This is a genomic window from Dietzia maris (assembly GCF_014144855.1).
Lineage (GTDB): Bacteria > Actinomycetota > Actinomycetes > Mycobacteriales > Mycobacteriaceae > Dietzia > Dietzia kunjamensis.
The window spans coordinates 1-11486 of record NZ_JAALDN010000434.1; the positions used below are offsets into that span (position 1 = coordinate 1).

The following is an 11486-nucleotide window of genomic DNA, read 5'->3' on the forward strand; positions in this document are numbered from 1 at the left end:
CCCCCGACGTCGCGCCGCGGGGAGCCGGAGCCCCCGGCCGAGACGGGCCCCTGCGTCGATCCCGACCCCGCCGTCATCGCGACCTGCCTCGAGCCGGCCGTCGCGGTGGCCGGGCTCGGTGAGCGAGCGCTGGTCGCCGAGTCCACGGGCGGGGTGAAGATCGTCTCCGCCGATGCCGACCCCGAGCAGTTCGGCAGGGTGGATCCCCGGTCCGGCCGGGTGGCCGCGGTCGCGCCGTCCCCGGATTTCGCCCAGGACCGGTTGGTGTATCTCCTCGTCGTCGGCGACGGACCCACCCGGGTCGAACGACTGGCGCGCGGCGACGCCCCCCGCACGATCGCGGAGCTCGCACCCGCGGACAGCGGTGGCCTCGCGTTCGTCGACGACATCCTGACCGTCGGCGCCGGCTCCGAGGTCGTCCGGTTCCCGACGTTCACCGGGATCGGTCGCGCGGAGGACCCCCAGGTGATCGGACGCGACCTCGGGCGCATCCAGGCGTTGTGTCCTCTCGGCGAGGATCTCTTCCTCTCCACGGTCACCGACCGCGGTGCGGCGATCCGGACACCCGATCGCACGGTGTGGACGTGGCCGGACCAGCGTTCCGCCGGTGGGTGCGCCGCATCCGAGGGCACGCTCGCCATCGCCCTCCCGGACGCCGAGCGGGTCGACACCCTCCAGACCGCCGGCGGCGCGGCTCGCGGTCAACCCGAGGCGCTGGCCGAGGGCCGGTACGGGCGACTGACCGGGTTGTCCGTCGTCGGCGAGGGCGTCCTGCTGGCGGGCACCACCAACAAGGATGGTGCATCACCGGTGCCCACCGATGACCGGGCCGTGATCCTCCCCCAGTCCGGTGGTGGCGGCGACGCCCGTACGTAGCCGCGGTTCGACGCCACGCGCGAGCGCGCGCGTGTGGCGTACGGTCGGTCCCCGTGGTCGAGCCACGCACAGCTCACCGCGCGGACAGCGCATCGCCTAGTTGCAGGCGGCGATCACCAGTTCCTTCACCCGGGCCGGGTCGGCCTGACCGCGCGTCGCCTTCATGACGGCACCGACGATCGCGCCGGCGGCCTGGACCTTGCCCGAACGGATCTTCTCCGCGATGTCGGGCTGCGCGGCCAGGGCGTCGTCGACGGCCTTCTGCAGCGCCGAGTCGTCGCGCACCACCTCGAGGCCCTTGTCGGCGACGATCTGGTCCGGCTCGCCCTCGCCGTCGAGGACGGCGTCGACGACCTGGCGGCCGAGCTTGTTGGTGAGCTTGCCGTCGGCGACCAACTCGATCACGCGCGCCAGCTGCACCGGCGAGATCTCGAGTTCGGTGAGCGCGACGCCGCGCTTGTTGGACTGCTGCGTCAGGTACGACACCCACCACGAGCGGGCCTCGGCGGCCGGAGCGCCCGCGTCGACCGTGGCGAGGATCAGGTCGAGGGCCCCGGCGTTGACGAGGTCCCGCATCTCCTCGTCCGAGACCCCCCAGTCCGCCTGGACCCGGGCGCGGCGAACCCACGGCAGCTCCGGCAGCGTCGCGCGGATCTCCTCGATGAGCTCCTCGGTCGGCTCGACGGGCGCGAGATCCGGCTCGGGAAAGTAGCGGTAGTCCTCCGCCGACTCCTTCGGCCGGCCGGAGGTGGTGGTGCCGTCCGACTCGTGGAAGTGCCGGGTCTCGAGCACGACCTCGTCACCCGCGGTGAGCACGTCCGCCTGGCGGCACATCTCGTGGCGCACCGCGATCTCGACGCTGCGGAGGGAGTTGACGTTCTTGGTCTCGGTGCGGGTGCCGAACTCGGTGGCGCCCTTCGGCATCAACGAGACGTTCGCATCACAGCGCATCGAGCCCTGGTCCATCCGGACGTCGGACACGTCGAGGCTCCGGAGCAGATCACGGAGCGTCGTGACGTAGGCGCGCGCGATCTCGGGTGCCCGCTCCCCCGCACCGACGATCGGCTTGGAGACGATCTCGATGAGCGGCACGCCCGCGCGGTTGAAGTCGAGCAGCGAGTGGGTGGCGCCGTGGATGCGACCGGTGGCGGACCCGACGTGGGTGGACTTGCCGGTGTCCTCCTCCATGTGCGCGCGCTCGACCTCCACGCGCCACGTGCTGCCGTCCTCGAGCTGCACGTCGAGGAAGCCGTCATGGGCGATCGGCTCGTCGTACTGCGAGATCTGGTAGTTCTTCGGCTGGTCCGGGTAGAAATAGTTCTTCCGGGCGAACCGACTGTACGGCGCGATAGAGCAATTCAGCGCCAGACCGATCTTGATGGCCCACTCCACCGCCTGGCGGTTGGCCACCGGCAACGCGCCCGGCAGGCCGATGCACACCGGACACACCTGGGTGTTGGGATCCGCCCCGAACGCGGTGGGACACCCGCAGAACATCTTGGTGTTGGTGTGCAGCTCTACGTGCACCTCCATGCCCATGACGGGATCGAAACGTGACACGACCTCGGTGAACTCCATGCGGAACAATCTAGCCGAAGAGGCAGGCGGCCTCGCGGTAGCGGTCCTCCGGGACGGTCTTGAGCACCGCGACCGCGTCCTCTACCGGCACCATCTCGATCGACTCCCCACGGAGCGCGACGATCTGTCCGAAATCCCCCCGGTGCGCGGCGTGCGCCGCGTGTACCCCGAAACGGGTCGCGAGCACGCGGTCGTACGCGGTCGGCGTACCGCCGCGCTGGATGTGGCCCAACACGGTCGTCCGGACGTCGCGGTTCATGCGCTCGGCGATCGCGGACGCCATCTGGTCGGCCACCCCGGTGAACACCTCGTGGCCGAACTGGTCGGTGCCGCCCCGGCGCAGCGTCATGCCGGAACCCTCGACCGGCGTCGCGCCCTCGGCCACCACGCAGATCCCGTACGCCTCCCCCATCTGGAACCGGCGCTTCATCACCTTGCATACGTAGTCGATATCGAACGGGACCTCGGGGATCACGATCATGTGCGCACCGGACGCCAGGCCCGCGTGCAGTGCGATCCACCCGGCGTGCCTGCCCATCACCTCGACGAGCATGACCCGCTCGTGCGACTCCGCCGTCGTGTGCAGCCGGTCGATGGCATCGGAGGCGATCGAGACGGCGGTGTCGAATCCGAAGGTGTAGTCGGTGCCTCCGACGTCGTTGTCGATGGTCTTGGGCACACCCACCACGGGGATGCAGTTCTCGGTCAACCAGCGGGCCGCCTTGAGCGTGCCGTCGCCACCGATCGCGACGAGCGCGTCGATCGCGTGGCGCTCGAGGGTCTGGCGGATCACCGGCAGACTCGCCGTCAGGACGTCGGGGTTCAGGCGGCCGGTTCCGAGGATCGTGCCACCGCGGAGCAGGATGCGATCGATGCCCTCGTCGTCGAACAGCGGTACGGCACGGTCGTTCACCAGCCCGGCCCACCCGTCCTGGAACCCCAGGACCGGGGAGTCGTACTCCGAGTTGGCGGTGCGGACCAGGGCGCGGATGACCGCGTTGAGTCCCGGACAGTCGCCGCCGGCGGTCAGTACACCTATACGCACGTCGAGCTCCTCTCGGTTACCCCGCAGTCTAGGTCCGCCCGCCCCGCATCGCGGCGGTCACCGCCCCGGGCTCACCGACTGTTCACCGGTACGGAACGCCATGGTGGCCAGCCCTCCCAGCAGCACGACCACGGCGGGGAGGAACATCGCGTCGGCCACCGCCTGACCGATGTCACCGTGGGCGACGAACCGGGCCTGGACCACCGCGCCGATCGCGGCGGACCCCAGCACCGCCCCGACCTGGCGGGTGGTGTTGTAGACACCGGAGCCCGCGCCCGCCGACGCCAATTCGAGGCGCCGCATCGCGGTCGATGACGTCGGCGCCCACACACACCCGTTGGCCACCCCCATGAGGGCGATCGGACCGAGCAGGACGGGGATCGAGGTCTGGGCATCCATCACCAGCGCGAGCCAGAACAGGGAGACCGCATACGAGAAGTACCCGATGCCCGTGAAGATCCGCGGATCGAGACGATCCGCCCAGCGTCCGACCAACGGCGCCAGCACACCCGCGATCAGGGCCATGGGCAGCAACATCATCCCCGCGCGGGTCGGGCTGAGTTCCTTGACCCCCTGGAGGTAGAACATGAGCGGCACCATCGTTCCGGCGGTGACGAAGCCGATCGTCGAGACGCCGAACGTCCCGATCGAGAAGTTGCGATCCCGGAACAGTCGTAGAGGAACGAGCGGCTCGGTGCGGACGCGGGACTGCCACCACACGAACACGGCGAGACCCACCACGCCCGCCGCGATGAACCCGGCGGTGGTCCCGCCCCATCCGTGTTCCTCGCCCTGCTGGATCCCGAACACCAGCAGGAACATGCCCACGGCCGACAGGACGATCCCGGCTACGTCATACGAGCGCGACCTCGTCTCCAGTACAGGGACCCAGAGCCATACCAACACCACCGCGAGGACACCGAACGGGATGTTGACGAAGAAGATCCACCGCCAGTCGAACGCGTCGATGAGCACCCCGCCGAAGACCGGACCCACCACGGAGGCGATACCCGCGACCGCACCCCACGCACCCATGGCCGCGCCGCGGCGCGCGGGTGCGAACACGCGCGTGATGACGCTGAGCGACTGAGGGGTGAGCAGTGCCGCGCCGAATCCCTGGAACACCCGCGCCACGATGAGGGTCTCGATGTCGGGCGCCAACCCGCACCACAGGGAGGCGCCGGTGAACAGCACCAGGCCCGAGATCGACACCCGTCGCGGCCCGATCTGGTCCCCCAGCCGACCGGTGAACAGCAACGGCACCACGTAGGCGAGCAGATACGCGCTGGTCACCCAGATGACCTGGTTGGTCGTGGCGCCGAGCTGGGTGACGAACGCGTCGGTGGCCACCGCCACGATCGTCTGGTCCACCAGGATCATGAAGAACCCGATGACGAGTGCCGCGAGCGCCTTCCATGCGTCCCTCTCGGGGACGGTCGTCACGCTATCGCGCCTCTCGCGGCCTCGTAGGCGGCCCCGACCCGGTAGAGACGGTCGTCGGCGAGTGCCGGTGCCATGATCTGCAGACCGGCGGGCAGGCCCTCCACCAGACCGGACGGCACGGACATCCCGCAGTGACCGGCCAGGTTCAGCGGCAGGGTGCACAGGTCGAACTGGTACATCGCGACCGGGTCCTCCACCTTGTCCCCGAGCGGGAACGCGGTCGTCGGCGTGGTCGGCGAGATCAGGACGTCGACCTTTTCGTAGGCGGCATCGAAGTCGCGCGCGATCAGCGTGCGTACCTTCTGGGCCTGACCGTAGAACGCGTCGTAGTAGCCGGCCGACAGCGCGTAGGTGCCGAGCATGATGCGGCGCTTGACCTCGGGGCCGAAGCCCGCCTCGCGGCTGGCGGCCATGACCTGGTCGGCCGACCCGTCACCGGTCCGCAGGCCGTAGCGCATGGCGTCGAAGCGTGCCAGGTTGCTGGAGACCTCGGACGGGAGGATGAGGTAGTAGGCGGGCAGCGCGTAGCGGAAGTTGGGGCACGAGACCTCGACGATCTCGGCACCCAGGTCGCGCAGGGTGTCCACCGCGCCGCGGAACGACTCCTCGACGCCGGGCTGGTAGCCCTCGCCGGAGAACTCCGTGACCACGCCCACCCGCAGGCCCGTCAGGTCACCCTTCGCGCCCTCACGCGCGGCGGCGACGACGTCCGGGACCGCCACGTCGAGGCTCGTCGAGTCGCGCGGGTCGTGCCCCGCGATGACCTGGTGCAGCAGCGCGGTGTCCTCGACCGTGCGGCCGCAGGGCCCGCCCTGGTCGAGCGACGACGCGCAGGCGACGAGCCCGTAGCGCGAGACCGTCCCGTAGGTGGGCTTGACACCGACCGTCGCGGTGAGCGCGGCGGGCTGGCGGATCGACCCGCCGGTGTCGGTACCGATGGCGATCGGGGCCTGGTGCGAGGCCAGCGCCGCGGCCGAACCACCGCCGGAACCACCGGGGGTGCGGCTCGGATCCCACGGGTTGCGGGTGGGGCCGTAGGCCGAGTTCTCGGTCGACGACCCCATGGCGAACTCGTCCATGTTGGTCTTGCCGAGGATCGGGATCCCCGCCTCGCGCAGTCGCGCGGTGACCGTGGCGTCGTACGGCGAACGGTAACCCTCGAGGATCCGTGAGCCACAGGTGGTGGGGGCGTCGGTGGTGGTGAACACGTCCTTGAGGGCGATGGGCACGCCCGCCAGGGGTCCGAGCTCCTCGCCGGCCGCCAGTCGGGTGTCGACGTCTTGGGCCGCCCGGAGAGCCTCGTCCGCGCCCACGTGGAGGAACGCGTTGATCTCGCCGTCGACCTCGTCGATACGGTCCAGGTGCGCCCGGGTGACCTCCTCCGAGGACACCTCCCGCGCGGCGATCCGCCCGGCCAGCTCGGCGGCGGTGGCGGTGGTGAGCTCGGTCATGCGTCCTCCCCCAGGATCTGCGGAACCTCGAAGCGCTGTTCGTCGGCTGCCGGGGCCTGGTCGAGTGCCTGCTCCGGGGTGAGGCCGGGCGTGACCACGTCGTCGCGGTAGACGTTGGTGATCGCGGTGGGGTGGCTCATCGCGGGCACGTCCTCCGCGGCGACCTCGGACACCGCCTGCACGTGGTCGAGGATGTCGGTGAGCTGCTGTGCGAACGAGTCCAGCTCGGAGTCGCTCAGTTCCAGGCGGGAGAGCCTGGCCAGATGCGCGACGTCCCCGCGTGAGATCGAGGTCACGTGCCTGCCCCTTTCCGTGACGTGGTCGGTACCGGCCCAGCCTAGTCAGCCCGAATGCGTGCGGCACAATGGGCGTCATGTCTTATCTGCTCCGTGTCATGCTGCCCGACCGACCGGGCAGTCTCGGCTCCCTCGCGGTGGCGCTGGGGACCGTGGACGCGGACATCATCAGCCTCGACGTGGTGGACCGGTTCGACGGGGTCGCCGTCGACGACATCGTCGTGGAGGTCCCGCACGGCACCTTCCCGGACGCCCTCATCACCGCCGCCGAGCGCCTGGACGGCGTGATGGTGGACTCCCTCCGGCCGTTCGGCGGGATCCTCGACGCGCATCGGGAACTCGAACTCATCGACGCCGTCGCCGGGGCGGGTGCCGGGGCTTCCCAACTGCTCGCCGACGAGCTCCCGGCCGCGCTGCGCGTCGGCTGGGCGCTGGTCGTGGAGGTGACCGCGGACGCGCGGTGCCGTCTGATCGCGCGGGGCGAGCCCGCACCGATGTGGGAGGGCGGCGAGGTCTCCGTGCTGTGCGGCCTGGAGCGGGTGACCGCACTGGACGACGACGACGACGGCGTGCCGGCGGAGTGGACGGCCATGGACACCTCGCTCGCGGCCGCGCCGTTGAACTCGGGACACATCCTCGTGGTGGGCCGACCGGGCGGTCCCTCGTTCAGGCCGTCCGAGGTCGCTCGGCTGGGGTACCTCACGGGGATCCTGCGGTCCCTCGACGCCGGCTGACCGGGCGGGCCCGCCGCTCCCTCGACGCCGGTCCGGCACGGATGTCGGTCAGCGGCGGGGTCCGCGTCGCCACGGCCACACCGCGACCGCCGCGAAGAGGAACGCCGTGACCGGCAGGACCCATGCCAGGTCCGTCATGAGGACGATCTGACGGAACTGTTCGTTCGACAGGAACTGCGCGACTTCGTTACAGGAGTAGAGGCAGGAGACCGGGTTCGACATCGGGCCGACCCAGAGCCACACCAGTCCGGCGAACGCTCCGGTCGATGCCCCCGCCACGGCGGAGGCCGACACCGCGAGGATGCGCCGGCGACGCTCGCTCCGCAGACCACGGAGGGAGACACCGACCGCGAGCGCGAGACCGACGCCCGCTCCGAGGAACAACGGCCAGGGGAACTGGACGAGGGGCGTCATCGGGGTCACGGGTCGGTCTGCTCCGGTTCCGCGTCCACCTCCGGGTCCAGGTCCCCTTCCCCCGCCCCGGCCGGACCGTTGTCCATCAGGTCGACGAAGCCGGCCTCGTCCAGGATCGTCAGGCCCAACTCCTCGGCCTTGGCCGCTTTGGACCCCGGGTTGTCGCCCACCACGACGTAGTCGGTCTTCTTGGAGACCGACCCGGAGGCCTTGCCGCCGCGAGCGATGATCGCCTCCTTGATGCCGTCGCGCGTGAAGCCCTCGAGTGAGCCGGTCGCCACGATCGTCAGTCCCTCCAGCGTCCGCGGGATCGATTCGTCACGCTCGTCGGCCATCGAGACACCTGCGGCGGTCCAGCGGTCGACGATCTCGCGGTGCCAGTCGACGTCGAACCACTCGACCACCGAGGCCGCGATGGTCGACCCGACCCCGTCCGTCTCCGCCAGTTCCTCCTCGGACGCGGCGCGGATGGCCTCCATGGTCCCGAACCGGGTCGCCAGGGCGCGCGCGGCCGTGGGGCCCACGTGTCGGATCGACAGCGCGACCAGTACCCGCCAGAGCGGTCGGTCCCGGGCGGTGGCGAGGTTGGCCAGCAGCTTGCGACCGTTCTCGGTGAGCACGGTGCGTTCGGGTTCGGCCCCCGCCTCGATCTGCTTGCGGGTGGCCTTGTCGACGCGGGTGTAGAGGTCTGTCCTGAGCAGGTCGGCTTCGGTGAGATCGAACAGTCCGGCCTCGTTGACCAGCACCCCGCTGGTCAGCAGATCCGAGGCGCCCTCGTACCCGAGCGCCTCGATGTCCAGGGCGTTGCGCGAGGCCAGATAGAACAGCCGCTCCCGCAGCTGGGCGGGACACGAACGCTGGTTGGGGCAGCGCCAGTCGGCGTCGCCCTCCTTCGCCGGGGCCAGGACCGTATCGCACTCCGGACAACGTTCGGGGAAGACGAACTCGCGCTCGGTGCCGTCGCGCCGCTCGACCACCGGGCCGAGGACCTCGGGGATCACGTCACCGGCCTTGCGGATCACCACGGTGTCGCCGATCAACACGCCCTTGCGGATCACCTCGGTCTGGTTGTGGAGGGTGGCCAACGAGACCGTCGAACCGGCGACCGTGACCGGCTGCATGTGGGCGAAGGGGGTGACCCGCCCGGTGCGCCCGACGGAGACCCGGATGTCCAGGAGTTCCGTCATGACCTCCTCCGGTGGGTACTTGTAGGCGATCGCCCACCGCGGCGCGCGGGAGGTCTGACCGAGTCGCCGTTGGACCGCGCGGTCGTCGATCTTCACGACGAGACCGTCGATCTCGTGTTCGGGGTCGCTGCGGTGCTCACCCCAGAACCTCATCCGCTCGACCACCTCCTCCACCCCGGTGGCGGGCGCGGTGTGCGGTGAGACGGGCAGGCCCCACTCGGCGAGGGCGAGGTAGACGTCGTGGAGGCTCTCGAAGGTCGCGCCCTCGACCGCGCCGAGACCGTGGCAGTACATGCCGAGTCGACGTTGGGCGGTGATGGCGGGGTTCTTCTGGCGCAGTGACCCGGCCGCACTGTTGCGCGGGTTGGCGAACGGTGCCTTGCCCTCGGCCACGAGACGAGCGTTGAGCTCGGCGAAGTCCTCGAGCCGGAAGAACACCTCGCCCCGCACCTCGATGAGCGAAGGCAGCGGGCGGTCGTCCGACGGGGTGAGCGTGACCGGGATGTCGTCGATGGTCCGCGCGTTGAGGGTCACGTCCTCCCCCGTACGCCCGTCACCGCGGGTGGCGGCGCTGACCAACCTCCCGTCGCGGTAGACCAGGTCCAGGGCCACCCCGTCGATCTTGACCTCGCACAGGAACGGCAGCCGGTCCTCCGATACTCCCGCCTGCTCGACGGCGGAGGCGACCCAGTCGCGCAGCTCCTCCTCGGAGAACACGTTGTCCAGGCTGGTCATCCGCTCGAGGTGCTCGACCGGGGCGAAATCCGTCGAGAAGCCACCGCCGACCAGTTGGGTCGGCGAATCGGCGGTCCGCAGCCCCGGGTGCGTCACCTCGAGCGCCTGCAACTCCTCGAAGAGCCGGTCGAACTCGGCGTCGGAGACGATGGGCGCGTCCTTGACGTAGTAGCGGAACTGGTGATCGCGGACCGTCTCCGCGAGCTCGGTCCACTCCTGCCGCACCTCGGGCGGGATGTCCCCCGTGCCGACGGGCTGACTGGTGTCATCGGGAAGGCTCACGAGGACAGGGTAATGCCGGGCAGGGCCTCGATGTCGGAGCGCTGCCCTACGGTGAGCCCATGACAACCCACACACAGCCACCCCTCGCCATCGACCGGAACCGACTGCTCGCGTTCGACCTCGAGACCACGGGCCCGGACCCCCGGACCGCCCACGTCGTCTCCTCCGCCCTCATCGCGATAGACGGGCAGCACAAGAAGGAACGGAACTGGCTCGCCGACCCGGGCATAGAGATTCCCGAGGGGGCGACGGCGGTCCACGGCATCACCACGGCCCATGCCCGCGAGAACGGCCGCCCCCACGCCGAGGTCATCGCCGAGACGGTGGCGGCCATCCGCCGCGGATGGGGCGAGGGACGCACGCTGGTGGTGTTCAACGCTTGCTACGACCTGACGATCCTGCGCCGGTGGGACCCGTCGTTCGAGATTCTGGGACCCGTGATCGACCCGTACGTCGTGGACCGCGCGGTGGATCCCTACCGGAAAGGCAAGCGGACGCTCGAGGCCCTGTGCGGTCTACACGGGGTACGACTCGACAGCGCCCACGAGGCCGCGGCGGATGCGCTCGCCGCCGCCCGGCTGGCGTGGAAGATGCTCGGCGGACAGCCGGAGTTGTCGGGTCCGGACTGGCGGGAGGTCAATGCGCGCCAGGCGAGCTGGCACGAGACGCGCCAGCGGGACTTCGTCGCGTACCTCGAGCGGTCCGGCAAGGACTCGTCCGACGTCAACACCCTCTGGCCGATGGCAGTGCTGTAGCGCCGCGTTGTCTGTTACTCCGCGTCGTCTGTTACTCCGCCACCCGCGGGGTGGTCTCGGCCACCAGACGGGCGCCCCGGAGGGCGGCCGCGGCTCGGCCCTCACCGGTCGAGGTCTCCTCGGCGGTGGGCGTGAGGATGACGCGGTCCAGGGTGGAGTACCTGGGCGCGCTCAGTCGGTCGAGCAGAGCCAGCAGTCCCACTGCGGTGTCCTCGGCCTCCGCCACGGTGCGTGGCGGCGGGCCGCCGCCGGGTAGACCCTCCAGGTGGAGGATCCCGCCGTTACCGAGGACCGTCCCGGCTGCATCCAGCGCGGCATGCGACCGGGCTGTGTGCAGCGGCGCGGTCGCCAGGCACACCCCGTCGAGAGGCGTCTCACCCCGCGGGGGGTCGCTGACGACCTCCCAGACCGGAGGTGCCCCAGGGTCGGAGGTGACCGGGAGCCGGATCAGGACCTCTGCGGCCCCGGCGTCGCGGAGCGCAGCGGCGAACCGGCAGAGCGACAGGGCGAGTCGATCGGGCGGGACGGCCGCGATCGGGTCGAGACGGCTGGGCGAGCGGACCGTCCCGGCGGCGACATGCCAGAGCAGGGGCTCGTCCACCAGGATCCGTGCGCCTGCCCCTATCCGGCCCGCCAGCCGCACGGCTCGCGCACTCGCGCCCTCCGCCAGGGAGGCGGCCAGGTCTCGCC

The 11486-nt window shown here is 70.6% G+C and carries 10 protein-coding genes and 1 pseudogene; 3 read left to right on the forward strand and 8 right to left on the reverse strand.

The genetic code is table 11. The features are described 5' to 3' along the window. Positions 1 to 876 (forward strand): PQQ-dependent sugar dehydrogenase family protein (locus G6024_RS13755; protein WP_235027914.1); only part of this gene is annotated, 876 nt, incomplete at its 5' end. Positions 877 to 972: 96 nt separating this feature from the next. Here G6024_RS13755 and gatB read toward each other — a convergent pair. From gatB to gatC, 5 genes are read right to left on the reverse strand one after another with little or no spacing between them, the layout of a single operon-like run. Further along, complete coding sequence (gene gatB, locus G6024_RS13760) at positions 973 to 2454, reverse strand: Asp-tRNA(Asn)/Glu-tRNA(Gln) amidotransferase subunit GatB (protein ID WP_096907215.1); 1482 nt, start codon at positions 2452 to 2454, stop codon at positions 973 to 975. A 10-nt stretch (positions 2455 to 2464) separates the two neighbouring features. Continuing rightward, on the reverse strand, positions 2465 to 3499 hold the full coding sequence (locus G6024_RS13765; protein WP_096905279.1) for an ATP-dependent 6-phosphofructokinase: 1035 nt from the start codon (positions 3497 to 3499) through the stop codon (positions 2465 to 2467). Positions 3500 to 3556: 57 nt separating this feature from the next. Continuing rightward, positions 3557 to 4942 (reverse strand): DHA2 family efflux MFS transporter permease subunit, encoded by a 1386-nt coding sequence (locus tag G6024_RS13770; protein ID WP_096905278.1) that lies wholly within the window; start codon positions 4940 to 4942, stop codon positions 3557 to 3559. Further along, complete coding sequence (gene gatA, locus G6024_RS13775; RefSeq protein WP_132061005.1) at positions 4939 to 6393, reverse strand: Asp-tRNA(Asn)/Glu-tRNA(Gln) amidotransferase subunit GatA; 1455 nt, start codon at positions 6391 to 6393, stop codon at positions 4939 to 4941. The genes G6024_RS13770 and gatA overlap by 4 nt, the downstream gene beginning before the upstream one ends. Continuing rightward, a complete protein-coding gene (gene gatC / locus G6024_RS13780; RefSeq protein ID WP_067718272.1) occupies positions 6390 to 6689 on the reverse strand; it encodes an Asp-tRNA(Asn)/Glu-tRNA(Gln) amidotransferase subunit GatC in 300 nt (99 codons plus the stop codon). The genes gatA and gatC overlap by 4 nt, the downstream gene beginning before the upstream one ends. A 77-nt stretch (positions 6690 to 6766) precedes the next feature. On the opposite strand from gatC, the gene G6024_RS13785 reads away from it, so the two are divergent. Continuing rightward, positions 6767 to 7423: an ACT domain-containing protein gene (locus G6024_RS13785; RefSeq protein ID WP_159148951.1), complete on the forward strand. Its 657-nt coding sequence runs from the start codon at positions 6767 to 6769 to the stop codon at positions 7421 to 7423. A gap of 48 nt (positions 7424 to 7471) precedes the next feature. On the opposite strand, the gene G6024_RS13790 is transcribed toward G6024_RS13785, so the two are convergent. Beyond that, the gene (locus G6024_RS13790) at positions 7472 to 7846 is read right to left on the reverse strand and encodes a hypothetical protein (protein ID WP_096905276.1); all 375 of its coding nucleotides are present in this window, start codon (positions 7844 to 7846) and stop codon (positions 7472 to 7474) included. Continuing rightward, on the reverse strand, positions 7843 to 10041 hold the full coding sequence (gene ligA, locus G6024_RS13795; protein ID WP_159148952.1) for an NAD-dependent DNA ligase LigA: 2199 nt from the start codon (positions 10039 to 10041) through the stop codon (positions 7843 to 7845). Before ligA ends, G6024_RS13790 begins: the two co-directional genes overlap by 4 nt. Before the next feature lie 59 nt (positions 10042 to 10100). On the opposite strand from ligA, the gene G6024_RS13800 reads away from it, so the two are divergent. Further along, positions 10101 to 10796, forward strand: a complete 696-nt coding sequence (locus G6024_RS13800) for an exonuclease domain-containing protein (RefSeq protein WP_096905274.1) — start codon at positions 10101 to 10103, stop codon at positions 10794 to 10796. Between the two features lie 31 nt (positions 10797 to 10827). Here G6024_RS13800 and G6024_RS13805 read toward each other — a convergent pair. Continuing rightward, positions 10828 to 11486, reverse strand: a pseudogene (locus G6024_RS13805) (cobalamin-independent methionine synthase); the annotation flags it as partial.

What these genes read in the sequence shown, in the direction of transcription:
- gatB (WP_096907215.1), bottom strand. Translation starts at nt 2,454, where the DNA reads ATGGAGTTCACCGAGGTCGTGTCACGTTTCGATCCCGTCATGGGCATG.
- gatA (WP_132061005.1), bottom strand. Translation starts at nt 6,393, where the DNA reads ATGACCGAGCTCACCACCGCCACCGCCGCCGAGCTGGCCGGGCGGATC.
- G6024_RS13785 (WP_159148951.1), top strand. Translation starts at nt 6,767, where the DNA reads ATGTCTTATCTGCTCCGTGTCATGCTGCCCGACCGACCGGGCAGTCTC.
- G6024_RS13800 (WP_096905274.1), top strand. Translation starts at nt 10,101, where the DNA reads ATGACAACCCACACACAGCCACCCCTCGCCATCGACCGGAACCGACTG.